Source organism: Achromobacter sp. (genome assembly GCF_032102605.1).
In the GTDB taxonomy this organism is placed as follows: domain Bacteria; phylum Pseudomonadota; class Gammaproteobacteria; order Burkholderiales; family Burkholderiaceae_B; genus Achromobacter.
Map to the genome: position 1 here is coordinate 72,217 of NZ_DAMDGT010000019.1, position 25,730 is coordinate 97,946.

The window sequence follows — 25,730 nt, forward strand, 5'->3', positions numbered from 1 at the left end:
CCGACTGGCCGGATAGTCATCCCGGTCCGTACGGAGTCCGCAGCCCAGAATCCCCGGCTACGTCTGCGCATCTCGCGCCGCCTCGCCCGGTTCCGATTCCCCCGCTAGCTCCCCCCGTTTTCCGCACCCGGGCGCGCCATTGACGCGATCCGGACACCGGCAACATTGCTCCGGCGCCCGCGCGCGCCCGTTCGCGGCAGGCGGCGGCTTTTCTTGCAAAAGGCCCCGCCCGCCGGCGACCGTGTGCGCGCGCCGCCCGCAGGGTCGTCCGTGTCTCCCGCAACAACATCAATAAATGCGGACCACTCCCATGTTTGCTTTCCTGAAGTCCTTTTTTTCTTCCGCCGCGCGCCTGCGCCGCACCGGCCGTCACTTTCGCCGCAACCCCATCCTGGAGCAGGGCGGCGATCGGGCCGCGGCGTCGTCCGAGGCCGCCCGCCGCGCCAGCCTGCGCATGGCGGAAACGTCCCGCCTGGGGTTCGATTCCTTGTTCGCGCGGTTTGGCAGCGGTTGGGGCGGTCTGTCCGAAGCCCAGGCGCAAGCCGCCCGCGAACGGCACGGCGCCAATGAGGTCGACCACGAAAAGCCTCTGTCCTGGCCCGTCCATCTTTGGCTGTCCTATCGCAATCCATTCAACCTGCTTTTGACCGCGCTGGCGGTGCTGTCCTGGCTGACCGATGTGCGGATGGCGGCGTCGGAGGAACAGTCGTGGACGGCCGTCGTCATCATCGGCTCGATGGTGGCGATTTCCACCGTGCTGCGCTTCGTGCAGGAGCAGCGTTCGAACCGCGCGGCCGAAGCCCTGAAGGCCATGGTGCGCAACACCGCAACCGTGCTGCGCAGCGACGCCGATGCGCCCGGCGAAGGCGATGGCCGGCGATTCTTCGGCGCCGCGCTGCATGCCACCGGCTCGCGCCAGCGGGAGGTTCCGCTGGCCGAGCTCGTGCCGGGCGACGTGGTGCTGCTCTCCGCGGGCGACATGGTCCCCGCCGATTGCCGCATCCTGAACGCCAAGGATCTGTTCGTCGCGCAGGCTGCGCTGACCGGCGAATCCCTGCCCGTCGAAAAGCACATGTCCCCGCGGCTGCAGACCAGCAACCCGCTCGAGCTCGAAAACATCGCGTTCATGGGGACCAACATTGTCAGTGGCGCCGGCAGCGCATTGGTGGTGGCCACGGGCTCGGACACCTACTTCGGCCAGCTGGCGGGCCGCGTTACGCAAACGTCCCGCGCGCCCACGCAGTTCCAGCAGGGCATCAACCGCGTGAGCTGGATCCTGATCCGGTTCATGCTGGTCATGGCGCCGCTGGTGATGCTGATCAACGGCTTCACCAAGGGCGACTGGCTGGAGGCGCTGTTGTTCGCGCTGGCCATCGCGGTGGGGCTGACGCCCGAAATGCTGCCCATGATCGTCACCGCCACGCTGGCCAAGGGCGCGGTGCGCATGTCGCGACGCAAGGTCGTGGTCAAGCGCCTGGACGCCATCCAGAACCTGGGCGCCATGAATGTCCTGTGCACCGACAAGACGGGCACGCTGACGCAGGACCGCATCGTGCTCGAGCGCCATACCGACGTGTATGGCGGGTCCAGCGACGACGTCCTGGCTTATGCCTATCTGAACAGCTATTACCAGACCGGCCTGAAGAACCTGCTGGACGTCGCGGTGCTGGAGCATGCCGAAGTCGAGCGCAGCCTGGATCTGGCGGCCCGCTATCGCAAGGTCGACGAAATCCCCTTCGATTTCTCGCGGCGCCGCATGTCCGTGGTCGTCAATGAGACCGAGAACGGCCGTGATCACCACGAGTTGATCTGCAAGGGCGCGCTGGAGGAAATGCTGGATGCCTGCACCCATCTGCGCGTGGGTAGCGAGATACACCCGCTGACGGACGCGCGCCGCGCCGACATCCGCCGGGTGACGGCCCGGCTGAACCGCGAGGGGCTGCGCGTCATCGCGGTGGGCGTCAAAGAGATGGCGCCTACCCAGCAGGCCTACGGCGTGGCGGACGAATCCGACCTGGTGTTGGTGGGATACATCGCGTTCCTGGATCCGCCCAAGGAGTCGGCCGGCCCCGCGCTGGGCGCGCTGAAGGCTTCAGGCATCGAGGTCAAGGTGCTGACCGGTGACGTCGAGCTGGTTACTCGAAAGGTCTGCCACGAAGTGGGGCTGGATGTCCGCAAGGTGTACCTGGGCGCGGAGATCGAAGCGATGGACGACGACCAACTGGGCATCGCGGTGCGAGAAGCCAACGTATTCGCACGCCTGTCGCCCATCCACAAGGAGCGCATCGTGCGCAGCCTGCGCGCGCAGGGCGACACCGTGGGTTTCATGGGGGACGGCATCAACGATGCGCCTGCCCTGCGGGCGGCGGACGTGGGGATTTCGGTGGATTCGGCGGTGGACATCTCGAAGGAGGCCGCCGACATCATCCTGCTGGAAAAGAGCCTGATGGTGCTGGAGGATGGCGTGATCGAAGGCCGCAAGACCTTCTGCAACATGCTCAAGTACCTGAAGATGACGGCCAGCTCGAACTTCGGCAATGTGTTTTCGGTTCTGGTGGCCAGCGCCTTTCTGCCCTTCCTGCCGATGCTGCCCATTCACTTGTTGCTGCAGAATTTGATGTATGACGTCTCCCAGACCGCGATACCGTTCGACAATGTCGACGAAGAATTGCTGAAGCAGCCGCAGCGTTGGGATCCCGACGGCCTGGGCCGTTTCATGGTGTTCTTCGGCCCGATCAGCTCCATTTTCGACATCGCTACCTATGCCTTCATGTGGTACGTATTCCAGGCAAACGCGCCCGAGCACCAGACGCTGTTCCAGTCCGGCTGGTTCGTAGAGGGGTTGTTGTCGCAGACTTTGGTCGTGCACATGATCCGCACGCGCCGTATTCCCTTCCTGCAGAGCCGCGCCTCGTGGCCCCTGATGGGCATGACGCTGATGGTCGTCGTGCTGGGCCTGGCGCTGCCGTTTTCGCCGCTGGCAGAGTACTTCCAGCTGCAGGCGCTGCCCTGGAGCTACTTTCCCTGGCTGGCGGGCATCCTGCTCAGCTACTGCGTGCTGACGCAGCTGCTGAAGCACTTCTGGGTGCGCCGCTATGGCTGGCAGTAAAACGGTTCACATGCGGCGGGCGGTGCGCCCGCCGCCCACGCGAGAAACAATCATGAAAATCGCAATGTTCGCCGTGGTCGCGGCGGCGGGGCTGATTCCGCTGCAACAAGCGTTTGCCGCGGATCCGGGAACCAGCCTGCAACTTTATGGGGTCGTTGACGCCGGCGTGGCGGTGACGAAAGTATCCGGCCAGGGCAGCCGCAGCGGCTTGCTGGATGGCGGACTGACGGATTCGCTTTGGGGACTTCAGGGAACGGAGGAGCTCGGGGAAGGCTGGCAGGCCAGCTTCCAGCTTGAAAGCGGCTTCAATCCCTCCAGCGGCAGCAGCGCCGATGAACGCAGCTTCTTCAACTACGGCGCCTGGATCGGCCTGAACCATGCGCGCTACGGCGACTTGCGCCTGGGCCGCCAGTACAGCGTCGGCCAGACCTACGGCGATGCGCTGGAGATCGCGTCCTGGAAAGACATGGGCATGGGCGCGACCTTCAAGGCTTCCGACAACTACCAGTTCAGCAATATGGCGAATTACTACTTGCCGCTGTGGAACGGTTTCCAGGCGGGAATCGGCTACTCCTTCGACGCGAACGGGCTGGACCGATTTCGCACAGGCCAGAATCCTCGAGCAATCAGTCTCGGCCTGAAGTATGAGGACGGACCCTTGCTGGCCGTGGCCACCTGGGAGCAATTGCGCCTCGCTGCGCCCGCAGTCGCCGGGAGCGGCCGTCCCCAGGCGTTCCAGGTAGGCGCCTCGTATGATTTCGAAGTGCTCAAACTGGCGGTGGCGTGGTCGCGGCAGCGCAACGGCTATGTCGGTCTGGACGGCGGCGACCCCGATGAGCTTGGAGTCGGGCTTGGGCCCGTCGCATTTGTACAGGGCGGCACGGTCGATGCCTGGCTGATCGGCGTCAGCGTGCCGCTCGGTCCGGGCGCCGTCCTGGCGCAATGGTCGCTGGCCAGACCCGACTGGCGCTGGGCCAACGGCATGACGGCGCGCAACGCGCAGGTCGCGACCCTGGGTTACACCTACGACCTGTCCCCGCGCACCACGCTCTATGCCTTTGCCGGCTACGCGTCGAACTACGCGCTGGACAATCAGTTCGACCCCGCCAACTCCCACACCACGCGCGTCGGAACGGGAGTCTCGCACCGCTTCTGAACGCCGGGCCGTCCCGCGCGGCGCTGGCAGCGGGGAACTGCGGGGTCTACTACAATCGGCGGAGATCGACGCTTACCGCCGATCCCTGTCTTCCCGTCGTTCCTCGGATGGCCTGCATGGATAGTCTCGAATGGCTCGTACCCTGGGAGTTCTCTCCCACGCTGGTGGCTTCCTTCCTGGTCGCCATCGTGCTGTTCGTGCGCGGTCAACGTGTCCACCATGTAACGCGCGCGCGCCGCATCCTGTTCTGGACCGGGATGGTGCTGTTGTACCTGTCGCTGCACACGCGGCTGGACTACTACGCCGAGCGCATGTTCTTCATCCACCGCATCCAGCATCTGGTGCTGCATCATCTCGGGCCGCTGCTGGTCATGGCGGCTTTCCCCGGGCAGGTGATGCGCGCCGGATTGCCGATGGCCTGGCGCATCCGCCTGCGCGATTTCCTGCGCACCGGCGCGGGCCGCGCCACCGTGGCCGTCCTGACCAACAAGATCTTCGTGCCGGTGCTGTTCGTTTTCCTGGTGCTGGTCTGGCTGATTCCGTCGGTGCAGTTCTATTCCATGCTCGACTGGCGCCTGTATCGGATCATGAACTGGTCGGTGGTGATCAGCGGCTTCATGTACTGGAACCTCATCCTGGACCGCCGGCCTGCGCCGCCCGCGGCCATGACGCCCGGCGGCCGGGTCATTTCACCCGTGGCGACCATGCTGCCGCAGATGGTTGCCGGCGCCGTCATCGCTTTCACGGAAAGCGACATCTACCCGCTGTTCGAACTGTGCGGACGAGCCATCGCCATGTCGGCCCAGACCGACCAGACGATCGGCGGCCTGACGATGTGGATACCCGCTGCGCTGGTCGAGGTGATCGGGCTGATGGTGGCCCTGGGAACCTTGATGCGCCTGTCCGCGAAGGGACGCCTGCGCAAGGCCGACCGCGACGCGCGTGCGCGCGCCAAGGCGGGCGCGGCGCTATCGTCCTGAGCCGCCCGCCCGACTGCGCCCAGGTTATTCGGGACGCAGGCCGTGGTACTTCTTGCCCAGCGCCACGGTAGCCTGGAACATCCCAGCCTTGTTGCCGCAGTCGTAGCGCACGCCCTCGAAGCGGTGTGCGTACACGGCGCGCTCGCGCATCAGCGAAGCAATGCCGTCAGTCAGCTGGATCTCGTTGCCGGCGCCCATCTTCGTCGAACGCAGGTGGTCGAAGATGGCGGCTTCGAGCACATAGCGGCCCACGACCGCGAGCGTCGACGGGGCGGCCTCGGGATCCGGTTTTTCCACGATATGCGTGACGCGTTCGGTCCGGCCGTCCGCCGGGGTCTCGCCCGGATGGGTCGCCACGATGCCGTATTTGCGGGTGTCGGCGCGCGGCACGCCCTGCACGCCCAGCACACTGGCGTTGCGCGATACGGCAATATCCACCAGTTGCTTCATGGCCGGCGTATCTGCGTCGATCAGGTCGTCGGCGAGCAGCACGGCGAAGGGCTCGTCGCCCACGGCGGGCGCGGCCGACAGCACGGCGTGGCCCAGGCCCAGCGGGGCCGATTGGCGGATGTAGAGGCAATTCACATGCGCGGGTAGAATGCCTCGCACCATGGCCAGGAGCTCGTGCTTGCCCTTGCTTTCTAGGTCGGTTTCCAGCTCGGGGGCGGAATCGAAATGGTCTTCGATGGCGCGCTTGTTGCGACCGGTCACGAATATAAGGTCGGTGATGCCGGCGGCCACGGCTTCTTCCACCGCGTACTGAATCAGGGGCTTGTCGACCACGGGAAGCATTTCCTTGGGCATCGCCTTGGTGGCGGGCAGGAAGCGCGTGCCCATGCCGGCGACAGGGAAAACGGCTTTACGGACGGGACGCATTGAGACCTCGTTGAAGATTCGATGAAACATTTTAAGCTCATCGCTATCATAGGCTTATGAACCGCAGGAAAATGCCATCCATTTGCTCGATTGCGAAACGGGGCGCGATCGCCAGCCTGTGCGCGGCTCTTGCCGTGCCCGCCGTCCCCATCGCCGCCTGGGCGCAGCCGGTCGGGCTGCCATCCATGGGCGCCGCGTCGGCGGCCGAACTCTCCCCCATGCTCGAACGCAGCCTGGGCGAAGCCATTATGTCCCAGGGCCGTCGCGACCCCACTTACGTGGACGACTCCGAGCTCAGCCAGTACCTCACCACCATGGGCCGCAAGTTGGCGGCGTTCGCCCCGGGCGGGGTGCCTGACGTAGAAATGTTCGGCGTCCGCGATCCCGAGATCAACGCTTTCGCCATGCCGGGCGGCTTTATTGGCGTGAACACCGGGCTGATCGTGTCATCGGCGAGCGAATCCGAGCTTGCCGCCGTGCTGGCCCACGAAATCGGCCACGTCGTGCAGCGCCATATTGCGCGAGGCATGACGCAGCAGAACCAGAACGGCATGGTGATGCTGGCCAGCCTGGCCGGCGCGTTGCTGGCGGCGCTGGCCGGAGGCGGCGGCAACCTTGCCATGGGCGTCGCCGCGTTCGGGCAGGCCGCGGCTATCAACCGGCAACTGGGCTTTTCCCGCGATGCCGAACGCGAAGCCGACCGCGCCGGGCTCCAGATGCTGACCAAGGCGGGCTACGACGCCGACGGCATGGCCCAGATGTTCTCGCGGCTGATGAACGCATCCCGCCTGAATGAAGGGGCGGGCGGCGGCTCGTGGGCCAGCACCCACCCGCTGTCTATCGAACGTATGTCCGACGTGCAGAACCGGGCGCGGTCCATGCCCGCCTCGCGCCATCTGGACAGCGATGACTTCTGGTACATCCGCGCCAAGATGCGCGTGGTGCAGGGCCGCGACGCGGTCAGTCTGCGGTCGGCCGGCCAGCAATTGCAGGACGAGGCCCAGGCGCTGTCGGGAGTCAGGCAGTCGGCCGCCAATTACGGACTGGCGCTGCAGAATTTCCAGCGCAACAACCTGGCCGAAGCGGAACGCTATTGGAACCTTGCTTCCGCCGACGGACGCAGTTCGCCCCAGCTGGCGAAACTGAGCGTGGACATCGCACTGGCGCGCAAGGACTATCCGCGCGCCTTGTCGCTGGCGCTGGCGGGCACCAAGCGTTGGCCGGACCATCGCGCGCTGGGCATCGCGTATGCCCAGGCGCTGCAGGGCAATGGCCGGCACGCCGATGCGCAGGACTACCTGCGCGCCAAGATCAAGCAATGGGGCAGCGACGAACCCAGCCTGTATCAGATGCTGGCGCAAAGCGAAGAACGCAATGGCAAGCCGGTGCAGGCCCGACGCGACCTGGCCCGCTATTACGTGATGACGGGCGCCTACGCTGCGGCCGAATCACAGCTTCAACAGGCGCGTGGCCTGTCCAGCGACTTCTATGAGCAATCGCAGATCGACGTGCAGATCAAGGAAGTGAAGGACAAGCTGGCCGAAGAACGCCAACTGCTCGAGCGCTTCAAGTCCGGCTGACCCGCGCATCGCGTCGGCGGGCTCGACCCGCCCGTCGCGCGGGCGCCCGGCGCCCGCGGATCGGTCCTATTGCCCGGTTTCGAAAAAACGTCCCAGCCGCTGCGGCAGCCAGTTCAGGTGTCCGGGGAAACCGCCAGTCGGGAAACCCGCGTGTCCGCCGTCGGAAGGTTGGTGCAGCAGGATGCCGGGCGCGCAGTCTTCGGGTTTGGGCAGGGACGCCGCGGGAATGAAGGGATCATTGCGCGCGTTCAGCACCAGCGTCGGCACCACGATCTTGGGCAGCCACGGCTTGCTGGACGCGCGCGTCCAGTAATCCAGGGCATTGCGAAAGCCGTGCATCGGCGCAGTGTAGGTGTCGTCGAATTCGCGCAGGTCGTGCGCGTGCGCAATGCGCATGACGTCGATCGACCCCGGGAATCGATGTGCCTTTTCCAGCACCTTGCGCTTGAGCGTCTTCAGGAAATGCGCGGTGTACACCCGCCGGTTGACGATGCCCGTCGAGAGTGTCTTGCCGCAGGCGACCAGGTCCAGCGGCGCCGAGACGCCGGCGCATGCGGTCAGCCAGGCGGTGTCTTCCTGGTGTTCACCCAGGTATTTCAGCAGCGCGTTGCCGCCCAGCGATACGCCGACGGCGTGCCACCTGGCATGGGGAATGCGCTGGCGCACCGTTTCCAGCAAAAAACCGACCTCGGCCGAATCACCAGAATAATAGGCGCGCGCCAGCCGGTTGGGCACACCCGAGCATCCGCGAAAGTGTGCGATCACGACAATCCAGCCGCGCGCCCGGAAGTAATGCGCGACGGACTGCGCATAGCGGCTGTTGCTGCCGCCTTCAAGACCGTGGAACAGGATCAGGGCGGGCGTATCGGGCGTCTGCGGCAGGGACTTCCAATCCGCGTCCGTCATCCAGCGCGCGGCCGCGGTCTTGCCGTTTGCGACCGGACGCTGTCCGCTTACAGGCGCGCCGTCGGCGGCCTTGTGCGGAAACAGGCCGGGACCGGTCCAGTCGAAATCAACAAAGTCCGTATCCGGCGTGTCGACGCGGTCGCGCACGAACGCGATGCGGTGATACTGCGCGAACAGGGCGGCGTAAACCGTCTGGCTGTCGCCCCCGGGCAGCCAGGGGGGGACGGGGCAGGGCGATGTATCAAGACGAGCAGCAGCCAACTAGAAGTCCACCCGGGTCAATGGAGCATGTCGGGTACGTCGTGCAGATCGAGCACCCCGGCTTCCGTGGGCGCCTGCGAGGCATGGTGCATGACCATGCGCCAGCCGGTGGGGCCCTTGTGGTAGATGTTGGTTGCGTAGCAATTGGCGAATTGCGTGCCTTCACGCGTGCGCACCGCTACCTGTTCGACCAGCACGTGCACCGCGCACATCATGCTGAGCATGACCAGCGGGCGCAGTGGGCGGACGTGCAGCGGGCCGTTGGCCAGCACCTGTTGCCACGATTCGTGCACCGCGGAGTGGCCGACGATGCGCAGGCCCCCCGGATGGATGCATACGACTTCTTCGTCGTCGGCCCAGACCTGCATCAGGCGGACAGCGTCCGCCTGCTCAAGGGCTTCGTAGAACGCGTGTTCTGCTTCTTCGGGCGTGGCGAACATGGCTGCTGAAACGGATAAGCGTGTTGTGGGTCGGGAGACTCAGTGTCCGTGGCCGTGCAGCACCGTGCCGGCCTTCAGGCGGTATTCGGCGCCGCAATAAGCGCAGCTGGCCGAGCCGGTGCGGGCCACGTCCAGGAAGACGCGGGGGTGCATGCTCCAGAGCGGCGCCTTGGGGCCGGGACAGAACACGGGCAGGTCTTCGGCGCCTACCTCGATGACTTCGTGAGCGCGGGGGACGGCGGCCGGGGCAGCAGCGGTCATGGATATTCCTGAAAAAAGAACCGATATACGGCAGGTTGAAACAATGATGCGGTCTTGCGTAGCAAGGCCGCGCGAATCAGACTTTACTTAGCCAGTGATGGTACTTCGGGTTGCGGCCATTCACCACGTCAAAAAACGCGTTCTGCAGCAGTTCAGTGATCGGGCCGCGACGGCCCGCGCCGATTTGGCGGTTGTCGACCTCGCGGATGGGCGTCACTTCGGCGGCGGTGCCGGTGAAGAAAGCCTCGTCCGCAATGTAGACGTCGTCGCGGGTCAGGCGCCTGGTCACCACGCGCAGTCCGTTGTCGGCCGCCAACGCGTGGATGGTGGAGCGCGTGATTCCCGTCAGCGCGGAGGCGATCTCGGGTTCGTAGAGCACGCCGTCCTTGACGAGAAACAGGTTTTCGCCGGAGCCCTCGGCCACGAAACCGTCGGTATCCAGCAGCAGGGCCTCGTCGTAGCCGTCCTGCAGGGCTTCGGTGTTGGCCAGGATGGAATTGGCGTACGTGGTGGCCACCTTGGCGCGCGGCATCGTGACGTTCACGTGCTGGCGCGCAAACGAAGACACCTTGACGCGGATGCCGTCGGACAACGCCTCTTCGCCCAGATAGGCGCCCCACGGCCACGCCGCGATGGCGACATGAACCCGCGCGCCCTTGGGCGACACGCCCATTTTTTCCGGGCCGTAGAACACCAGGGGACGGATATAGCCGGATTGAAGCTGGTTCCCGCGCACGACCATCCGTTGGGCCTCGTTGATCGTGTCGCGATCAAACGGCATGGGGATCTGATAAATGTGCGCGGAATTGAAGAGCCGGTTGGTGTGGTCTTCGAGACGGAAGATGGCGGTGCCGATCGTGGAGTGATAAGCGCGCACGCCTTCGAAGACGGACAGTCCGTAATGCAGGGAATGCGTCAGGACGTGCGTCGTGGCGTCTCGCCATGGAACGAGCTTGCCGTCATACCAGATGAAACCGTCGCGGTCAGCCATCGACATGGTCTACTCCACACAGTGCGCGCCAGACCTGCCGCAACGCGCCAGGTCCCAAGGGGTCAAGAATCTTGAGGCCGCTATTGTATCAAGCAGCGAGGTTACAATAAGCGCCTATTCGCGCACCGGCGAAGGGCCCAGGCCCGCATTTCGTGATTCCGGCGGGCGAACGGGCTGCCGCGTGTTTTCTTCCCATAGAGTTTCCATGTCGTCCTGTCTGAATCGCCAGGGGCCAGCCGTTGTCCTCTGAATCCGCGCTTCCTGAATCCGAAGACCCCGCGCAGGTCCGCCAGGAACGCCTGACCGCCTTCCGTGCAGGTATCCATGCAATAGTGCCGGCCCTTATCGCCACCGCGACGTGGGGCCTGGTGACCGGCGTGGCCATGGTCAAGTCCGGACTGACCGAATCCATGGCGCTGGCGATGACCCTGCTGCTCTACGCCGGCTCCGCGCAGTTGACCTCGCTGCCGCTCATCGCCACTGGCGCGCCGCTTTGGCTGATTTTCGCGGCCGGCTGCGTCGTGAACCTGCGCTTCATCATCTTCGGCGCCGCGCTGCAGCCGTATTTCCGTCACCTGTCCTGGCCCAAGCGGCTGGGGCTGGGCTATTTCACGACCGACATGGGCTTTGTGCTGTTCATGCCGCGTTACGGCGATTCGGTCGAGCGCGGCACGCGCGAACAGCTATGGTTCTTCCTGGGCACGATCGCGCCGGGCTGGCTGGTGTGGCAGTCGTCATCCATCGTCGGCATCTATCTGGGCGCGATGGTGCCCACCGCCTGGTCGCTGGACTTTGCCGCCGTGCTGGCGTTGCTGGCCATCACCGTGCCCCTGGCAAGCTCCAAGCCCATGGTGGTGTCCATGCTGGCGGCCGGCGTAGTCGCCTGGGTGGGGCAGGCGCTGCCGCTGCGCCTGGGCCTGGCTGCGGCCGTCATCGCCGGCGTGGCGGGCGGCATCTGGGCGGAACGCTTCTTCAAGGCGCGCCCATGACGCTCTGGTCCACCGAAATCTACGTCTACAGCGCCATCCTGTTGCTTGCCTTGTGCAGCGTGCTGACACGCGCCGGCTTCATGCTCTTTGGCGACTACATTCCGCTGCCCGACAACGTGCGCCGCGCCTTGCGCTATGCGCCTGCCGCGGCGCTGACGGCCATCGTGGTTCCCGACCTGCTGCCCTGGAAGGCCGGGTTGGGGCCAGTGTTCGATTACAAACTGGTGGCCGGACTGGTTGCCATATTGGTGTTCCTGCGCACGCGCAGCGCGGTCCTGGTGATTGTCGTCGGCATGCTGGTTCTGTGGGGGCTGCGCTGGCTGGCCGGCTGACGGCCGGTATTTCGTTTGGATGATGTCCATTCTGTGGACACTTGTGGCACTCCGTATGCCCCGTTGCGCGGCCCGAACCCGCCTTCAACCGGCCCGCGGCGGGTCGATTTGACCGTGTGGTAATGCGGCTGCGCTAAAATTCACTTATCCACAGCAATCCGGGCCTGGTACTGCCCACATAAGTATCGAATCCAGAATGCGCCTTGTGGCCTGCAAAGGCAGGGCGTGGATTGTCCGCGAAGCCGCTGGCGAGTCGCGGCAATATGCGTGCCGCCGCGATGCGGTCACGCGTTTTCGGGTTGCCCCGATGCATATGTAGAGCAGTGCGCGTAGCACTCTCGTTTTGTTCTTTTTCACTGGTCCCGGTATCTGCCAAACCCTGATGATTGAATCCACTCAAACCGAAGCACCCACCGCTGACGCGCCCGCGCCGACGTTCGCCGAATTCGGGCTGCACCCCTTGTTGCTGCAGTCCATCGCCGAAACCGGCTACACCACTCCTACGCCCATCCAGGCGCAAGCCATCCCCGTCGTGGTGTCGGGCCGCGACGTCATGGGCGCCGCCCAGACGGGCACGGGCAAGACGGCGGCCTTCACGCTGCCCATCCTGCACCGTCTCATGCCGCTGGCCAACACCAGCGCATCGCCCGCCCGGCATCCGGTGCGCGCGCTGATCCTCACGCCCACGCGCGAGCTGGCGGACCAGGTTTATGAAAGCGTCAAGCGCTACAGCAAGCAGACGCCCTTGCGTTCGGCAGTGGTGTTCGGCGGCGTGGATATCGGCCCGCAAAAGGAAGCGTTGCGTCGCGGTTGCGAAGTGCTGGTCGCCACGCCGGGCCGCTTGCTGGATCACGTCGAACAAAAGAACGTGAATCTCAGCCAGGTGGGCATTCTGGTGCTGGACGAAGCCGACCGCATGCTCGACATGGGCTTCCTGCCGGACCTGGAACGCATCATTCGCCTGTTGCCCGCACAGCGGCAGGGCCTGCTGTTCTCCGCCACGTTCAGCAACGAAATCCGCAAGCTTGGCCGCTCGTACCTGAATCATCCCGTCGAAATCGAAGTCGCGGCGCGCAACGCCACCGCAACGACGATCACGCAGATCGCCTACAAGATGACCAGCGACGCCAAGCGCGCCGCCGTCGTCCACCTGGTGAAGTCGCGCGGACTGAAACAGGTCATTGTTTTCTCCAACACCAAGATCGGCACGGCGCGCCTTGCGCGCGACCTGGAACGCGACGGCGTGAAGGCTGAATCGATCCACGGCGACAAGACCCAGGCCGACCGGATGAAGGCGCTCGAAGCCTTCAAGGCCGGCGAGCTCGAAGTGCTGGTCGCCACCGACGTGGCCGCGCGCGGCCTTGACGTCGCCGGCGTGCCCTGCGTGATCAACTACGATCTGCCCTACAACGCCGAAGACTACGTGCACCGCATCGGCCGTACCGGCCGGGCGGGCGCGTCGGGCGAAGCCATCGCCCTGTTCACGGCGGACGAAGAGCGTTTCCTGCTCGACATCGAAAAGCTCATCAAGCGCGAAGTGCCGCGCGGCTCGCTCGACGTGCCGGCCGACCTGATCGCCCGCAGCCATCGCCGCAGCGAAGGCCATTCCCATTCGCGCGAAGGGCGCGAGAGCGGCCGTGACCGCGACAGCCGCGGCGACCGTGGCGACCGCGGCCGTTCCTCGGACCGCCGTTCCAGCCACCATTCGGGCGGGTCCCGCCAGCCGGTGGACGACTTCTTCTTCAAGCCCTACGAGCCCTCCGCGCCGTCCAAGCCGGCCGAAGAGCAGGACTCCCGGAACGACGCGTCGCCGACTTCCACCCCCAAGCGTCAGATCGCGGTGCTGCTCGGCGGTAGCCGCAAGCCCTGACCGCTTCATCGGCGTCCCCAACGAAAAACCCGCAAGGCCTTCAGGCCTTGCGGGTTTTTTTTTTCTATTGGCGCCGGATATAGAAAGGTCAGGCGGCCGCGAGCATTCTTGGCAGGTCGGGCAGGGCTGCGGCCACCGGGGAGCTGTCTTCGTTGAGGCTTTCCAGAAGGCGTTCCAGATGGCCGATGTGCGGCAGCATGGGTCCGTAGAACACCACGCGCGCGCCGATCTGCACCAGCAGCGTGGGGAAGTTCTCGACGTCGACGTCGCCAAGCAGTTCCGCGTGGTCTTCGATGTCGACCCAGGCGAACACGTGCTGCGGCAATGCGTCGGCCAAGGCCTGCAGCTTGGGTTTGTATTCTTCGCAAGTGTCGCACCAGGCGGCGCAGAAGCAGGCGATCAGCCAGGCATTGGGCGTTGCGCCCAGGCGCGCACGCAGGGGTGCAAGGTCGGTACCGGGGGTAAGCAGTGACATGTGAGCAGGTCGGGGCGTGTTTGACTATCATACCCGGGATGTTCATCCCTTATTTCCAACTGCCATGACCGTATTGCGCCCTGAATCCGCCTCGCCCGGCAATGGCCGACTGTCCGGCGCGGGGGCGGGCGCTGCCAGCGTGGGACAGGCGTTCAAGCGTGCGCTCGTGTCCCAATGCCACCCCACCATGCTGTTCGCGGTGTTGTTGCCCTTCCTGATTTCGCTGGTCGGCGCCGTCCTGCTCTTGTGGCTGTTCTGGACGCCCCTGACGGAATGGCTGCGCGTCGAGGCCTCGGAATGGGACTTCGTCAACCGCGTCGACGCGTGGCTGGTCGCGGTGGGGCTGTTCTCGCTCAAGATCTACCTGATACCGGTCATCGCGGCGGCGATCCTGCTGCCGGTGTCGGGCATCCTCGGACTTGCGATCGCGGCGGTGTTCGTCATGCCGCTGGTGCTGCGTCATGTGGGCCAGCGCGAGTACGCGACGGTTGGTCGGCGAGGCAAGTTTTCCACGGCGGTCAGCGTATGGAATGCGGTCTGGGTTTCGGCGGCATTCGCGGTCGGCTGGGTCCTGACCCTGCCGTTGTGGCTGGTGCCTCCGATGGCCGTCGTGCTATCGATCTTTTGGTGGGCGTTCGCGTTTTCGCGCATGATGCGCGTCGACGCGATCGTGGAGCACGCCAGTCCCGATGAACGCAAACTGCTCCTGCATCGGAACAACGGCGGCTTCTGGAGCATCGGCCTGATCTGTTCGTTGCTGAACCTGCTGCCTCCCGCCTGGATTATCCTGCCGGTGTTCTCGGCACTGGTCTACGCGCATTACGGCCTGGAAGCGCTGAAGCGCTTGCGGGAAGACCGCGTCATTGACGTCTGATCGGCGTCTTTCTCTTTCCAATGGAATCGGACATGGCAGCAGAATCCAACTCCCGTCGCATCGGCCTCATCATCGTCGGGGACGAAATCCTGTCGGGCCGCCGCCAGGACAAGCATTTTTCCAAGATCGTCGAAATGCTCAGTGCGCGAGGCATGCATCTGAGCTGGGCCGAATTCCTGCCGGACGAGCGCGACCGGCTGGTGGCCGCCTACGAACGCAGCTTTGCAACCGGCGACGTCGTTTTTTCCTGCGGCGGAATCGGCGGCACGCCGGATGACCATACCCGTCAGGCGGCAGCGGCTGCCCTCGGTTTGCCGCTGGCCCTGCACCCCGAAGCCGAACAAGCCATCGCCCTGCGCACCCAGGAAATGGCCGCCAAAGGGCAGGGCACCGCAGACATGAGCGCGCCCGAAAACCAGCAACGACTGCAAATGGGCATGTTCCCGCAAGGCTGCGAGATCGTTCCCAATCCGTACAACCGCATTCCCGGCTTCTTCATCCAGGACCATACCTTCGTGCCCGGATTTCCCGTCATGGCGTGGCCAATGCTGGAGTGGACCCTGGATACCCGGTATCGTGCGCTGCAGCATGTGCGGTCGCACGTAGAACACTCTTTCCTCGTGTTCAGCATGCCCGAATCCCGCATCACGCCCGCGATGGTCAGCGTCGAAACCCGCTGGCCCGGCGTGCGCGCCTTCAGCTTGCCCAGCGTCGGCGAGGCCGGCGGAATGCCCCATATCGAACTGGGTGTTAAGGGCGAGCCCGAAGGATCGGCCGCCGCGCTGGAGTTCCTGCGGGCGGAAGTGCTTCGCCTGGGCGGCAAGCTGGCGCCACCTGCGGCGGCGTGATTCGCAGGTTGGACGAAGGTGGCCGCACTGCCCCCTTCATCAAATTCTGATTGCCAAACAGGCCGCTAAATTTCACAATACGGGAAAGAACTGTTTGCTGCGATGCCGCAATGTCACTCCGTGGCCACGCGGCGCTAGCCCACCTCTTCCATGCCCCGTCTGCCGACCCCCCGCAATCCCCTGGACGCCGAGACCGAAGGCGGTTCCTCACATCCCATCGCGATTCAGGTCATTGAACGCGCGATGCGCCTGCTGGACGCCCTGGCCGCGCAGCCGGATCCGGTCACGCTCAAAGAGCTGTCCGCCACCACCGGTTTGCATGCATCCACCGCGCACCGCATCCTCAACGACCTGGTCGTAGGGCGCTATGTCGAACGCGTCGACAATGGCCTGTACCAGTTGGGCATGCGGCTGCTGGAACTGGGGTCCCTGGTCAAAGGCCGGCTCAATGTGCGCGAAGCCGCCATCCCCGCCATGCGGTCGCTGCACAAGCTCACCGGCCAGACCATCAATCTTTCCGTCCAGCAGGGCGACGAGATCGTCTACATCGACCGCGCCTGGAGCGAACGCTCGGGCATGCAGGTGGTGCGGGCAATCGGCGGCCGGGCGCCCCTGCATCTCACGTCCACCGGCAAGCTGTTCCTTTCCACGGGCGATACGCGCCAGGTGCGCGCCTATGCGCTGCGCACGGGGCTGGCGGGCCATACGCGCAACAGCCTGACCGACCTGGACAAGCTGGAACGCGAACTCGCGCTGGTCCGGCGCCACGGTTACGCCCGGGACAACGAAGAACTTGAACTTGGCGTGCGGTGCATCGCCGCCGGCATCTTCGACGATACCGGCAAGCTGGTGGCCGGCCTGTCCATCTCGGCTCCGGCCGAGCGCCTGCAGGACGACTGGATCAAGGCGCTGGTCGACACGGCCGCAAGCATTTCCGAAGCCCTGGGATTTGAGCCGTCGGTGTCCACTGGATTCAACGGCCTGGGCATGGCGGCAGAGGCCTTGCGACCCTGAACCCGCCTCCCCCAGCAAAAAGCCCCCATGCGGGGGCTTTTTGGTTTCTGGGGACAGAGTCCCGGCCAATCCGGGGGCGTCGCCATCAGGCGACCCCCGGTTGGCTGTCCCCGGCTGCAGGGCGCTTATTGCTTTTCGATGCCCGCCTTCTGGAACAGCTGGGCCCACTGCGGCACCTGCTGCTTGACCTTGGCTTGCAGCGCGTCGGGGTTGGCTTCCGAGGTCAGCACGGTGGCGCCGAGCTGCTTCATGCGCTCCTGGAACTTCGGATCGGCCAAACCGGCTTGCAGGCTCTTGACGAGCTTGTCGACGACGGGCTTGGGCGTGCCCTTCGGCACCCACATACCGTGCCAGATACCCACTTCAAAGCCCTTGAAGCCGGACTCGTCCATGGTCGGCAGCTTGGGCAGCGTGGGAACGCGCTGCAGGCTGGTCACGGCATAGGCCTTCACCTTGCCGGCTTCGATCTGCTGCGTGGTGTTGGTGGTCTGGTCGCACATCAGGTCGACCTGCTTGCCCAGCAGGTCGTTCATGGCGGGGGCGGTGCCCTTGTAGGGGATCGTCAGCAATTGCACGCCCAGCGCCTCGACCAGCATGGTGCCGCACAGGTGGCTGGCGGCCCCGATGCCGGCGTTGGCCAGCGACACCTTGTCCTTGTTCTTTTTGACGTACTCCGCCAATTCGCCGATGGTGTTGGGCGGGAAGTCCGAACGCGCGACGATGGTCATCGGCACGTCGACCACCAGGCCAATCGGCTCGAAGCTGGTGAAGGGGTCGTAACCCGGATTCTTGTACAGCGAAGGGGCGGTCGAGAAACCGGCGTGCATCAACAGGACGGAATAGCCGTCCGGCTGCGCGCGCGCGACCTGAGTGGTGCCGATGGTGCCACCGGCGCCGCCTTTGTTTTCAACCACGACCGTCTGGCCCAGGCTGGGGCGCATGGCTTCCGCGAGAGAGCGGGCGACGTTGTCGGTCGGACCGCCTGCAGCGAACGGCACCACCATGTTGATGGGGCGCTCCGGATATTCCGCTTGCGCGGCGCCGGCCGCGAAGAAGGCACCGGCCGCGAGCAGGGCCGAAAGCGTGCGGGGAATGAGGGTCATGAGGTCTCCGATTGCAGGGTTTTGCTTGCTGCGATTTAGTTATCAACCGCTGACATGTAGTTTGTATTTGTCTGTCATCAGCGTGAAAGCAGTGTAGAAAAGAATTGATACCGCGTCATGTCCGGTATTTCCCGAATCATGGGAAATCGTTGAGCAGAATCAATGCCGGAGAGGGGCCGCCCAGCGAAAGTGCAAACACTTGTTGCGCCGCACAAAAACTGCTTGACAAGGTTTTTACCGCGTCTAGAATAGCAATTGTGCAGTGCATCAAACGCGCCGGCGGTAGCTTGTAGTACCAGTTTCCGCGCACGTTGATTTATTTCGTCGCAGACAACCATCCCTACTTGCCGGACGCTGTCCGGCTACCCTGAGAGGAGCATCCTATGAGCGCCATTCCGCAACAAGTCCTGGACCGCCAAAAGGCCAGCATCAACACCATCGTGGCCGCGCAGACCGCCGTTTTCGCCGGTTTCGAAAAGCTGGTCGAACTGAACCTGAAGGTCGTGAAGGCCACCCTGGACGAAGTCGCCCAGAAATCGCAGCAAGCTGCTGAAGTGAAGGATCCGCAGGAAGCCGCAGCGTTCGCCACCGGCCTGCTGCAGCCCGGCGCCGAAAAGGCCCTGGCCTACACCAAGCACGTGTACGACATCGTTGCCGGCGTGCAAGGCAGCCTGGTCAAGCTGACCGAAGAACAGATCGCCGAAAGCCAGCAGCAGCTGAGCGAAGCCGTCGACCAGTTCTCCAAGAACGCCCCGACCGGCTCCGAAAGCGCCGTCGCCCTGATCAAGTCGTCGCTGGCCACCGCGACCAGCGCCTACGATTCGATGACCAAGGCCGCCAAGCAGGCTGCTGAAGTCGCCGAATCGAACCTGAACGCCGCCGCCAACGCGACCTTCAAGGCCGCCACGGACGCCGCCGACGCCGCCAACAAGGTCGCCGGCCGTACCCGTCGCAGCGCCTAAAGTTGGACGCAGGGCTGCGCAAATCGCAGTTATGTAGTACTGTTGAGTGACAGAGCAGAGCTGGAATTAGGGCCACCCACAGGGTGGCCCCTTTTTTTTGCCCAGAGCGGGCGGATCAAAGCTTGGCAGGCAAACGGCAAACGGCAAACCCCGCGTTCAGCGACGCGCCACGGCTTGCACGCACTCGCCCACCAGCGCCGGGCCGCGGTAGATCAGGCCGGTGTAGAGCTGCACCGCGTCGGCGCCCGCTTCCATCTTTTCGCGGGCCTCTCGGCCCGACATCACCCCACCAACACCGATGATCGCCAGGCTGTTGCCCAGCTGTTCTTTCAGGCGGCGGATGACGGCGAGCGACAACTGATGCACCGGCGCGCCGGACAGCCCGCCGGCTTCTTCGGCGTGCGCCTGGCCTGCGACGGCGTCGCGCGACAGCGTGGTGTTCGTGGCGATGACTCCATCGATGCCATGACGCGGCAGGATGTCGGCGATGGCGTCGATCTGCTCCTGGGTCAGGTCGGGGGCGATCTTCACCGCCATCGGAACGCGCCGTTGGTGCTGGTCTTCCAGCGCGCGGCGCTTGTCGGCCAGTTGCCCCAACAGTGCGGAGAGCTCGTCGCCGCTTTGCAGCGCGCGCAGATTCTTGGTGTTGGGCGACGAAATATTCACCGTTACGTAGTCGGCATGCGGGTACACGCCTTCCAGGCCGATGAGGTAGTCGTCAGCCGCGCGTTCGATGGGCGTATCGGCGTTCTTTCCGATATTCAATCCCAGGATCCCGCCCTGCTTGCGAAACGAGCTGCGCTGCACGTTCGCCAGGAAGGCATCCAGGCCCTGGTTGTTGAAGCCCAGCCGGTTGATCAGCGCATTGGCGCGCGGCAGGCGGAACATGCGAGGCTTGGGATTGCCGGGCTGGGCGCGGGGAGTCACCGTGCCGACCTCGATGAAGCCGAAACCCAGGTTGCCCAGCGCGTCGATATACGCGCCATTCTTGTCCAGGCCTGCCGCCAGGCCGATCGGATTGGCCAACTGCATCCCCATCAGCGTGCTGGGCGCCTTGGGCTGCGCGTGCAGGAGCTTGCGCGTGGCGCCGCATTCATAAGCGCGTTGCAGCCCCGACAAAGTGACTTCGTGGGCGGTTTCCGCGTCCATGGCGAACAGCGCCGGGCGGGCCAGGGGATAGGCATGGAAAAGGATAGACATGGGGCGGAATTGTAGAGCGAATCGGGCCGGACTTGCGGTGGCCAACGGCTTGGGACGCAGGCAGGGGAAATCAGAAGGAAGGCGAGCCGTCGGCCGGCGCGCGAGGGATAGCCGCCTCGGGTTTGTCGCGCCACTGGCCGTCCACCAGGAACTGCGCCGGCCGGAAGGCCGATTTGTAGGACATCTTGCGGCTGTCAGCGATCCAGTAGCCCAGGTATAGCCAAGGCAGGTTCAGCGCGCGGCACTGTTCGATCTGCCAGAGGATGCTGTACGTGCCCAGGCCGTCGGCGATATCGGGGTCGTAGAAGGTGTAGACCGAGGACAGGCCGTCGTCCAGGACGTCGATGATGGAGACCATGACCAGCACGCCTTCCGGATTCCGGAATTCGACCAGGCGAGTGTTGACGCGGCTGGTAAGCAGGAACTGCGCATACTGGGTGCGGCTGTCTTCGTCCATGCCGCCACCCGGGTGCCGTCCCTGCTGATAGCGGGTGTAAAGCCGGTAGTGTTCCGGCGACCAGGCCAGTTCCGCCACGAACGATTGCAGATGCAGATGGTCGCGCCAGGCGCGGCGCTGGCTGCGATTGGGCGTGAATCCCGCCGCGTCCACGCGCACCGGGATACAGGCCTGGCAGTTGTCGCAATGAGGACGGTAGGTGAACAGCCCGCTGCGGCGAAAGCCCTGTTCAACCAACTGGGAATACGTGCCCGCGTTGATCAGGTGGCCGGGCGCGGCAACCTGCGACCGGGCCTGTCGACCCGGCAGGTAACTGCACGGGTAGGGGGCGGTTGCATAGAACTGCAGCGTGGAGAAGGGAAGTTCTTTAAGCTGGCTCATTGGAGGTCCCGCAGCATGGCGGCGAGCCCTGACGGGAGTGGCTCCATATTAACGCCTAACCGGCGCTGCAATCCGGGCTGGCAGGCGTGACCGGATGCAATCGTCCCTGGCTGTCCAGCGTGCCTGCAGCCCACGAAATGCCGGGTAGCGACGTGGTCTTGCGCACGTGCTCCAGGAAGCGCGACCGCGGCACGGGACGCGCGCCCATGCTGGCCAGATGCCGCGTCTGCTGCTGGCAGTCGATCCACTCCACCCCTTGCGCCGCCAGGAATCTGACCAGGTAAGCCAGCGCAATCTTGGACGCATTGGGCACGCGCGTGAACATGGATTCGCCGAAAAACATGCGGCCCAGGTTGATGCCGTATAGCCCTCCCGCCAGTTCACCGTCAATCCAGGTCTCGATGCTGTGCACGTACCCCGCTTCGTGCCAGCTCCGGTAGGCCTCCTGCATCGCGGCGGTGATCCAGGTGCCTGGTTGCCCGTCGCGGGGCGCCGCGCAGGCGGCCATGACCTGGGTGAAGGACGTGTCCACACGAACCTGGACGCGCGGGGGGGGATCGTTTTCCTGGCTGGCGATCTGCCTGAGTTGCTTGCGCAAAGAATGCGACGGAGCGAAATCCTTGATGGCCAGCACCATGCGGGGATCCGGGCTCCACCACAGCACCGGCTCGCCCTCGGAATACCAGGGAAAGATGCCGTTCGAATAGGCCTGGATCAGCCGGGTTGGGGACAGGTCGGCGCCGGCGGCCAGCAGGCCGTCCGGATCCGTCAGCGCGAATTCCGCGGGAGGAAACGGGGTGTCGGCGGCCAGCCAGGGCAGTTTCAACGGTGGGATTCTAGGGTGTAGTGATGGGGGCCGAAGGTGCCGCGCTTGCGGTCTTCGAAGAACAGCCGCAGGGTGCTCGCGACGGTGCGGAACGCCAGGTCATCCCAGGGGATCTCGGCTTCGTCGTAGTAGCGGGCCTCCAGGCTTTCCGGGCCGGGATCCAGCTCGGGTCCGACGGCCTGCGCCAGATAGAAGACATGCACCTGTTCAATCTGCGGAACGTCGATGATGGTGTAGATGTCGCCCAGCTGGATCTTGGCGCCGGATTCCTCGAGGGTCTCGCGCGCGGCGCCCTGCGCGGTGCTTTCGCCCAGTTCCATGAAGCCCGCCGGCAGCGTCCACGTGTTGTAGCGCGGTTCGATGGCGCGGCGGCAGAGCAGCACGCGGTTCTCCCAAACGGGGACGGTGCCGACCACCAACCGGGGATTCTGATAATGGATCGCGCCGCAGTGATCGCAGATGTCGCGCTCTCGGTTGTCGCCTTCCGGCACCCGGCGGTTTACCGGCGAGCCGCACTGGCTGCAGAAATGGGAACGGCGCGGAGCGGGGAAGTATTCGATGGGCGATTTGGCGGTCATGGGTACGATTCTAACGGCTGCGGCGGGTCGTGGCGCGCCGCCCGGGCGGGGTGGGCGCCTGGCTGCCGAAGCGGACTTCCAGGTGCTCGACGAATGACCTTACCTTGGGCGACAGGAACCGCCGATGCGGGTAGACGGCCACCATGGAGATGGGCGTATGGGCATAGTCCGTAAGCAGCGCCACGAGGCGTCCGGCGCGGATGTCGTCGCCCACCAGGAACTCCGGTTGCAGGATGATTCCGTGGCCCGCCAGCGCGGCGGTGCGCAGCACGTCGCCGTTGTTGGCGCGCAGCGCCGCGTTCACGCGCACCAGATGCGTCACGCCGTCTTTCTCGAAATGCCATTCGTTGCCGGTGCTGGCGTAGGCGTAATGCAGGCACCGGTGCTGCTTGAGGTCTTCGGGGACTATCGGCGCGCCATGCCGCTGCAGGTAGGACGGCGCCGCGCACACCAGCAACTGCTGGGGCGCAAGCGGCCGCGCCACCAGGGATGAATCCAGCAGTGGTCCGATCCGTACGGCCACGTCGTAGCCGTCCTCCACCAGGTCCACCACCCGGTCGTTCAAGTCCAGGTCGATCACGACGTCGGGATAGCGTTGCAGGTATTCCGCGATGGCCGGGCCCAGATGCAGGATGCCGAAGGAAACGGGCGCGCTGACCCGCAGCCGCCCGCTGGGCCGCTGTCCTTCGGCCTGCAGCGATAGTTCCAGGTCCGCGACCTCGGCCAGGATGGGCCGCACGCGTTCGTAGAAGGCGCGGCCGGCGTCGGTCATGCTCAGCTTGCGGGTGGTGCGATTGAGCAGCCGCACGCCGTACTTTTGCTCAAGGTAGGCGATCTGCCGCGTCACCACGGAACGCGCTTGGCCCATTTTGTCGGCCGCGGCCGCAAACGAGCCCAGCTCGACGACCTTGGCGTAGGTCTGCATGGCGGTGTGGGTGTCCAAGATTGTTTCCTATCGAGGAACAATAATTTGCAATTCTGCATGTTTATCTTTGTTTTTGGAATCGCAAGAATACGACCCACGAAGAATCCACCCGTTCCGGTCGATTCGTGTTTCCGCACAAGGATGATTGCAATGACTGATACCCGTACCGCGCCGTATGCCGCGCTGCTGCTGCGCGTCGCGCTTGGCGTGATGTTCCTGGCCCACGGCCTGACCAAGCTGCTGGTCTTTACCCTGCCCGGCACCGCGCAGTTCTTCGCCAAGATCGGCTTCGCAGGTTGGCTGGCCTATCCCGTCACGTTCTTCGAAGTCGGCGCGGGCGTCATGCTGATCCTGGGCATCTTGCCGCGCTGGGTTGCCGCCATTGCGGTCGTCCAGCTCTTTGTCGCTTCGACGGTCCACTTCGGCAACGGCTGGGGCTTTGGCAATGCGGGCGGCGGCTGGGAATATCCCATCTTCCTGACCGTGGCCGCTGCGGCGCTGGCCCTGCTGGGCGACGGCAAGTTCGCGCTGGTCAAGAGCAAGCGCGGCTGAACGCCAGCGAACGGCCGGCCACTGGTCAAGGGATGTTCTGACTGATCCGATTGGGGGCGTCAGGCCGGGTCGGCCTGCGGGTTCGGCGTGAATCCCAGGCGCCCAGGGATTGCCTGGCGCGCCACGGATTGCAGGGGCGCTGCCGGGTAGACGCCGGGACGCGCCGCCATGACGGGCTGGTCTGGCGTCAGGTCGGCCAGCGCGTCCAGCAAGGGGGCGCCGTCAGCGGTCGTCATTTTTTCCAGCAGGGGCTGGAGATCGCGATCCAGCACGACGCCGCCGCCTAGCGGCGTCATCGCGTAGAGATGCCCGGCGTCATCCAGCAACCATTCGCTGATTGATTCCACCGGGGCGTCCGTGTGCGTGACCAATGCGTGATTGTCGTCCGCCAGGCGCAATACATAAGGCGCCGCATCCAGCCGCACGAACACACGCTGGGGCCCATTCTGGAAAAACCAGCGGCCGGCGTCTTCGTGGTCGTAGTTGCGGTTGATGAATTCCAGGATCTGCGTGTTGGTGATGGGCTCGCCCGGTCCGCCGTCGGCGGCCTGGCCTTGCGGGTGCAGGCGCCAGCGGCCGCGCGCATCCAGCGAGAGCCAGCCGTGCACCGCCGGCACATTCGGCCAGCGGGCAAGGGCGTCTTTCACCGATTGGTCCATGTTGTCAGGGGCGGATGACGATCGTGGGGGAGATGACGATACCGGGCTGCACCGGCATCACGGGCACGGCCACGGGTTGCGGCGCATAGCCATAAGCATAGTCGTCGCGGCATTTGCGCTTTTCACTATAGTCGCCGTTGCGCTTCCATTTGCGCTCGACCTTACAGGCGCCATCCCAGTACTTCTCTTTATAGTCGCCGCCTTTGTGGCGATGGTGATGATGTTTGTCACCCGCCTCGGCGGCAAAAGGCGCCAGCGAGATCAGCGCGGCCGCGGACAACGTCAGAAGCGAAGACGATCGGCGAGTCGCGCCCGTCCGAAATACCGAAAAGTTATGCATGGAGTCATCGTTTAAATGAAAACGGGGTCACCATAGCAATCATCCGGCTGACGGGGCGTAGGGATGGGTAACGAGATGCTGGGGGGAGGGGGAAAGATGCTGGAGGCGCAAGCCGGAATCGAACCGACGTACACGGATTTGCAATCCGCTGCATAACCACTCTGCCATTGCGCCAGCACTTGCAAGAAAAAAGGAAGCGCGGATGTGGGCCGGTGCTTCCTCTTTGTATTTGGAGCGGGAGACGAGTCTCGAACTCGCGACCTCAACCTTGGCAAGGTTGCGCTCTACCAACTGAGCTACTCCCGCGGGGGGTACTACTAAAACACTGCTGGGGTACTGCTGCGGTACTGCTTAATGCAGTGCTCACCTTTGTGCAGTTCTCCACTTTGGCGCCACCACCTGGTTGGCTTCAGGGGTAATTCACCAAAGACAGCGATTGTACATGTTTTTTGGGGTCTTTGTACAGTAGACCGGACAATCTGGAGCGGGAGACGAGTCTCGAACTCGCGACCTCAACCTTGGCAAGGTTGCGCTCTACCAACTGAGCTACTCCCGCGGGGGGTACTACTAAAACACTGCTGGGGTACTGCTGCGGTACTGCTTAATGCAGTGCTCACCTTTGTGCAGTTCTCCACTTTGGCGCCACCACCTGGTTGGCTTCAGGGGTAATTCACCAAAGACAGCGATTGTACATGTTTTTTGGGGTCTTTGTACAGTAGACCGGACAATCTGGAGCGGGAGACGAGTCTCGAACTCGCGACCTCAACCTTGGCAAGGTTGCGCTC

The 25,730-nt window shown here is 64.5% G+C and carries 26 protein-coding genes and 3 tRNA genes; 12 read left to right on the forward strand and 17 right to left on the reverse strand.

Annotation, left to right across the window (positions count from 1 at the left end; translation table 11 throughout):
- Positions 1-310: 310 nt before the first annotated feature.
- The 3 genes from mgtA to RT614_RS26810 all read left to right on the forward strand — a co-directional run bounded on the left by mgtA (position 311) and on the right by RT614_RS26810 (position 5,245).
- Positions 311-3,109: a magnesium-translocating P-type ATPase gene (gene mgtA / locus RT614_RS26800; RefSeq protein WP_313625402.1), complete on the forward strand. Its 2,799-nt coding sequence runs from the start codon at positions 311-313 to the stop codon at positions 3,107-3,109.
- A gap of 52 nt (positions 3,110-3,161) precedes the next feature.
- Positions 3,162-4,265 (forward strand): porin, encoded by a 1,104-nt coding sequence (locus RT614_RS26805; protein WP_313625404.1) that lies wholly within the window; start codon positions 3,162-3,164, stop codon positions 4,263-4,265.
- 107 nt (positions 4,266-4,372) lie between these two features.
- Positions 4,373-5,245, forward strand: a complete 873-nt coding sequence (locus tag RT614_RS26810; RefSeq protein WP_313625405.1) for a cytochrome c oxidase assembly protein — start codon at positions 4,373-4,375, stop codon at positions 5,243-5,245.
- A gap of 24 nt (positions 5,246-5,269) precedes the next feature.
- Here RT614_RS26810 and galU read toward each other — a convergent pair whose 3' ends face one another.
- Complete coding sequence (gene galU, locus RT614_RS26815) at positions 5,270-6,121, reverse strand: UTP--glucose-1-phosphate uridylyltransferase GalU (protein ID WP_313625407.1); 852 nt, start codon at positions 6,119-6,121, stop codon at positions 5,270-5,272.
- 56 nt (positions 6,122-6,177) lie between these two features.
- On the opposite strand from galU, the gene RT614_RS26820 reads away from it, so the two are divergent.
- On the forward strand, positions 6,178-7,701 hold the full coding sequence (locus RT614_RS26820; RefSeq protein ID WP_313625409.1) for a M48 family metalloprotease: 1,524 nt from the start codon (positions 6,178-6,180) through the stop codon (positions 7,699-7,701).
- 66 nt (positions 7,702-7,767) lie between these two features.
- Here the strand turns inward: RT614_RS26820 and RT614_RS26825 are convergent, their stop codons facing one another.
- The 4 genes from RT614_RS26825 to RT614_RS26840 all read right to left on the reverse strand — a co-directional run bounded on the left by RT614_RS26825 (position 7,768) and on the right by RT614_RS26840 (position 10,566).
- Positions 7,768-8,868 carry a YheT family hydrolase gene (locus RT614_RS26825; protein WP_313625411.1) on the reverse strand — a complete coding sequence of 367 codons (1,101 nt, stop codon included), beginning with the start codon at positions 8,866-8,868 and terminating at the stop codon, positions 7,768-7,770.
- 17 nt (positions 8,869-8,885) lie between these two features.
- A complete protein-coding gene (locus tag RT614_RS26830; protein WP_313625413.1) occupies positions 8,886-9,308 on the reverse strand; it encodes a nuclear transport factor 2 family protein in 423 nt (140 codons plus the stop codon).
- Between the two features lie 39 nt (positions 9,309-9,347).
- A complete protein-coding gene (locus RT614_RS26835) occupies positions 9,348-9,569 on the reverse strand; it encodes a zinc-finger domain-containing protein (protein ID WP_313625415.1) in 222 nt (73 codons plus the stop codon).
- 76 nt (positions 9,570-9,645) lie between these two features.
- On the reverse strand, positions 9,646-10,566 hold the full coding sequence (locus tag RT614_RS26840) for a branched-chain amino acid transaminase (RefSeq protein ID WP_313625417.1): 921 nt from the start codon (positions 10,564-10,566) through the stop codon (positions 9,646-9,648).
- A gap of 233 nt (positions 10,567-10,799) precedes the next feature.
- Here RT614_RS26840 and RT614_RS26845 point away from each other — a divergent pair, with 233 nt between their 5' ends.
- The 3 genes from RT614_RS26845 to RT614_RS26855 all read left to right on the forward strand — a co-directional run bounded on the left by RT614_RS26845 (position 10,800) and on the right by RT614_RS26855 (position 13,751).
- On the forward strand, positions 10,800-11,549 hold the full coding sequence (locus RT614_RS26845) for an AzlC family ABC transporter permease (protein WP_313625418.1): 750 nt from the start codon (positions 10,800-10,802) through the stop codon (positions 11,547-11,549).
- Positions 11,546-11,881, forward strand: a complete 336-nt coding sequence (locus RT614_RS26850) for an AzlD domain-containing protein (RefSeq protein WP_313625419.1) — start codon at positions 11,546-11,548, stop codon at positions 11,879-11,881. The genes RT614_RS26845 and RT614_RS26850 overlap by 4 nt, the downstream gene beginning before the upstream one ends.
- Positions 11,882-12,263: 382 nt before the next feature.
- Positions 12,264-13,751, forward strand: a complete 1,488-nt coding sequence (locus RT614_RS26855; protein ID WP_313625421.1) for a DEAD/DEAH box helicase — start codon at positions 12,264-12,266, stop codon at positions 13,749-13,751.
- 88 nt (positions 13,752-13,839) lie between these two features.
- Here the strand turns inward: RT614_RS26855 and RT614_RS26860 are convergent, their stop codons facing one another.
- A complete protein-coding gene (locus tag RT614_RS26860; protein WP_313625422.1) occupies positions 13,840-14,226 on the reverse strand; it encodes a thioredoxin family protein in 387 nt (128 codons plus the stop codon).
- Positions 14,227-14,290: 64 nt separating this feature from the next.
- Here RT614_RS26860 and RT614_RS26865 point away from each other — a divergent pair, with 64 nt between their 5' ends.
- The 3 genes from RT614_RS26865 to RT614_RS26875 all read left to right on the forward strand — a co-directional run bounded on the left by RT614_RS26865 (position 14,291) and on the right by RT614_RS26875 (position 16,962).
- Positions 14,291-15,100 carry an EI24 domain-containing protein gene (locus tag RT614_RS26865; RefSeq protein ID WP_313625424.1) on the forward strand — a complete coding sequence of 270 codons (810 nt, stop codon included), beginning with the start codon at positions 14,291-14,293 and terminating at the stop codon, positions 15,098-15,100.
- Between the two features lie 32 nt (positions 15,101-15,132).
- Complete coding sequence (locus tag RT614_RS26870; protein ID WP_313625426.1) at positions 15,133-15,948, forward strand: competence/damage-inducible protein A; 816 nt, start codon at positions 15,133-15,135, stop codon at positions 15,946-15,948.
- 150 nt (positions 15,949-16,098) lie between these two features.
- Complete coding sequence (locus RT614_RS26875; protein ID WP_313625427.1) at positions 16,099-16,962, forward strand: IclR family transcriptional regulator; 864 nt, start codon at positions 16,099-16,101, stop codon at positions 16,960-16,962.
- 125 nt (positions 16,963-17,087) lie between these two features.
- Here RT614_RS26875 and RT614_RS26880 read toward each other — a convergent pair whose 3' ends face one another.
- Positions 17,088-18,065 carry a tripartite tricarboxylate transporter substrate binding protein BugD gene (locus tag RT614_RS26880; RefSeq protein ID WP_313625428.1) on the reverse strand — a complete coding sequence of 326 codons (978 nt, stop codon included), beginning with the start codon at positions 18,063-18,065 and terminating at the stop codon, positions 17,088-17,090.
- A 383-nt stretch (positions 18,066-18,448) separates the two neighbouring features.
- Between RT614_RS26880 and phaP the strand changes: the two genes are divergently transcribed.
- Positions 18,449-19,027 (forward strand): TIGR01841 family phasin, encoded by a 579-nt coding sequence (phaP, locus tag RT614_RS26885; RefSeq protein ID WP_313625429.1) that lies wholly within the window; start codon positions 18,449-18,451, stop codon positions 19,025-19,027.
- A 156-nt stretch (positions 19,028-19,183) separates the two neighbouring features.
- Here phaP and RT614_RS26890 read toward each other — a convergent pair whose 3' ends face one another.
- The 5 genes from RT614_RS26890 to RT614_RS26910 form a co-directional block, all read right to left on the reverse strand.
- Complete coding sequence (locus tag RT614_RS26890) at positions 19,184-20,227, reverse strand: quinone-dependent dihydroorotate dehydrogenase (RefSeq protein ID WP_313625430.1); 1,044 nt, start codon at positions 20,225-20,227, stop codon at positions 19,184-19,186.
- Positions 20,228-20,297: 70 nt separating this feature from the next.
- Entirely contained in the window at positions 20,298-21,065 is a 768-nt protein-coding gene (locus RT614_RS26895; RefSeq protein WP_313625431.1) for an arginyltransferase, read from the reverse strand.
- A 55-nt stretch (positions 21,066-21,120) separates the two neighbouring features.
- Positions 21,121-21,891 carry a leucyl/phenylalanyl-tRNA--protein transferase gene (gene aat / locus RT614_RS26900; RefSeq protein WP_313625432.1) on the reverse strand — a complete coding sequence of 257 codons (771 nt, stop codon included), beginning with the start codon at positions 21,889-21,891 and terminating at the stop codon, positions 21,121-21,123.
- A complete protein-coding gene (locus RT614_RS26905; RefSeq protein WP_313625433.1) occupies positions 21,888-22,469 on the reverse strand; it encodes an NUDIX hydrolase in 582 nt (193 codons plus the stop codon). Before RT614_RS26905 ends, aat begins: the two co-directional genes overlap by 4 nt.
- A gap of 10 nt (positions 22,470-22,479) precedes the next feature.
- Positions 22,480-23,412, reverse strand: coding sequence for a LysR family transcriptional regulator (locus RT614_RS26910; protein WP_313625434.1), 933 nt, complete (start codon positions 23,410-23,412; stop codon positions 22,480-22,482).
- A gap of 132 nt (positions 23,413-23,544) precedes the next feature.
- On the opposite strand from RT614_RS26910, the gene RT614_RS26915 reads away from it, so the two are divergent.
- Positions 23,545-23,946, forward strand: coding sequence for a DoxX family protein (locus RT614_RS26915; RefSeq protein ID WP_313625435.1), 402 nt, complete (start codon positions 23,545-23,547; stop codon positions 23,944-23,946).
- Positions 23,947-24,005: 59 nt separating this feature from the next.
- Here RT614_RS26915 and RT614_RS26920 read toward each other — a convergent pair whose 3' ends face one another.
- The 5 genes from RT614_RS26920 to RT614_RS26940 form a co-directional block, all read right to left on the reverse strand.
- The gene (locus RT614_RS26920) at positions 24,006-24,605 is read right to left on the reverse strand and encodes a DUF2946 family protein (protein WP_313625436.1); all 600 of its coding nucleotides are present in this window, start codon (positions 24,603-24,605) and stop codon (positions 24,006-24,008) included.
- Between the two features lie 4 nt (positions 24,606-24,609).
- Positions 24,610-24,945 (reverse strand): hypothetical protein, encoded by a 336-nt coding sequence (locus RT614_RS26925; protein ID WP_313625438.1) that lies wholly within the window; start codon positions 24,943-24,945, stop codon positions 24,610-24,612.
- A gap of 100 nt (positions 24,946-25,045) precedes the next feature.
- Positions 25,046-25,119: transfer RNA gene (locus RT614_RS26930), tRNA-Cys, on the reverse strand.
- A gap of 56 nt (positions 25,120-25,175) precedes the next feature.
- Positions 25,176-25,251, reverse strand: a tRNA-Gly gene (locus RT614_RS26935).
- Between the two features lie 174 nt (positions 25,252-25,425).
- Positions 25,426-25,501 (reverse strand) — tRNA-Gly (locus tag RT614_RS26940).
- Between the last annotated feature and the right edge of the window lie 229 nt (positions 25,502-25,730).

What these genes read in the sequence shown, in the direction of transcription:
- mgtA (WP_313625402.1), top strand. Translation starts at nt 311, where the DNA reads ATGTTTGCTTTCCTGAAGTCCTTTTTTTCTTCCGCCGCGCGCCTGCGC.
- RT614_RS26895 (WP_313625431.1), bottom strand. Translation starts at nt 21,065, where the DNA reads ATGAGCCAGCTTAAAGAACTTCCCTTCTCCACGCTGCAGTTCTATGCA.
- RT614_RS26925 (WP_313625438.1), bottom strand. Translation starts at nt 24,945, where the DNA reads ATGCATAACTTTTCGGTATTTCGGACGGGCGCGACTCGCCGATCGTCT.
- RT614_RS26920 (WP_313625436.1), bottom strand. Translation starts at nt 24,605, where the DNA reads ATGGACCAATCGGTGAAAGACGCCCTTGCCCGCTGGCCGAATGTGCCG.
- RT614_RS26850 (WP_313625419.1), top strand. Translation starts at nt 11,546, where the DNA reads ATGACGCTCTGGTCCACCGAAATCTACGTCTACAGCGCCATCCTGTTG.
- RT614_RS26905 (WP_313625433.1), bottom strand. Translation starts at nt 22,469, where the DNA reads ATGACCGCCAAATCGCCCATCGAATACTTCCCCGCTCCGCGCCGTTCC.
- phaP (WP_313625429.1), top strand. Translation starts at nt 18,449, where the DNA reads ATGAGCGCCATTCCGCAACAAGTCCTGGACCGCCAAAAGGCCAGCATC.
- RT614_RS26805 (WP_313625404.1), top strand. Translation starts at nt 3,162, where the DNA reads ATGAAAATCGCAATGTTCGCCGTGGTCGCGGCGGCGGGGCTGATTCCG.
- RT614_RS26855 (WP_313625421.1), top strand. Translation starts at nt 12,264, where the DNA reads ATGATTGAATCCACTCAAACCGAAGCACCCACCGCTGACGCGCCCGCG.
- galU (WP_313625407.1), bottom strand. Translation starts at nt 6,121, where the DNA reads ATGCGTCCCGTCCGTAAAGCCGTTTTCCCTGTCGCCGGCATGGGCACG.
- RT614_RS26835 (WP_313625415.1), bottom strand. Translation starts at nt 9,569, where the DNA reads ATGACCGCTGCTGCCCCGGCCGCCGTCCCCCGCGCTCACGAAGTCATC.
- RT614_RS26870 (WP_313625426.1), top strand. Translation starts at nt 15,133, where the DNA reads ATGGCAGCAGAATCCAACTCCCGTCGCATCGGCCTCATCATCGTCGGG.
- RT614_RS26830 (WP_313625413.1), bottom strand. Translation starts at nt 9,308, where the DNA reads ATGTTCGCCACGCCCGAAGAAGCAGAACACGCGTTCTACGAAGCCCTT.
- RT614_RS26820 (WP_313625409.1), top strand. Translation starts at nt 6,178, where the DNA reads ATGAACCGCAGGAAAATGCCATCCATTTGCTCGATTGCGAAACGGGGC.
- RT614_RS26915 (WP_313625435.1), top strand. Translation starts at nt 23,545, where the DNA reads ATGACTGATACCCGTACCGCGCCGTATGCCGCGCTGCTGCTGCGCGTC.
- RT614_RS26840 (WP_313625417.1), bottom strand. Translation starts at nt 10,566, where the DNA reads ATGTCGATGGCTGACCGCGACGGTTTCATCTGGTATGACGGCAAGCTC.
- RT614_RS26880 (WP_313625428.1), bottom strand. Translation starts at nt 18,065, where the DNA reads ATGACCCTCATTCCCCGCACGCTTTCGGCCCTGCTCGCGGCCGGTGCC.
- RT614_RS26875 (WP_313625427.1), top strand. Translation starts at nt 16,099, where the DNA reads ATGCCCCGTCTGCCGACCCCCCGCAATCCCCTGGACGCCGAGACCGAA.
- RT614_RS26890 (WP_313625430.1), bottom strand. Translation starts at nt 20,227, where the DNA reads ATGTCTATCCTTTTCCATGCCTATCCCCTGGCCCGCCCGGCGCTGTTC.
- RT614_RS26860 (WP_313625422.1), bottom strand. Translation starts at nt 14,226, where the DNA reads ATGTCACTGCTTACCCCCGGTACCGACCTTGCACCCCTGCGTGCGCGC.
- RT614_RS26865 (WP_313625424.1), top strand. Translation starts at nt 14,291, where the DNA reads ATGACCGTATTGCGCCCTGAATCCGCCTCGCCCGGCAATGGCCGACTG.
- RT614_RS26810 (WP_313625405.1), top strand. Translation starts at nt 4,373, where the DNA reads ATGGCCTGCATGGATAGTCTCGAATGGCTCGTACCCTGGGAGTTCTCT.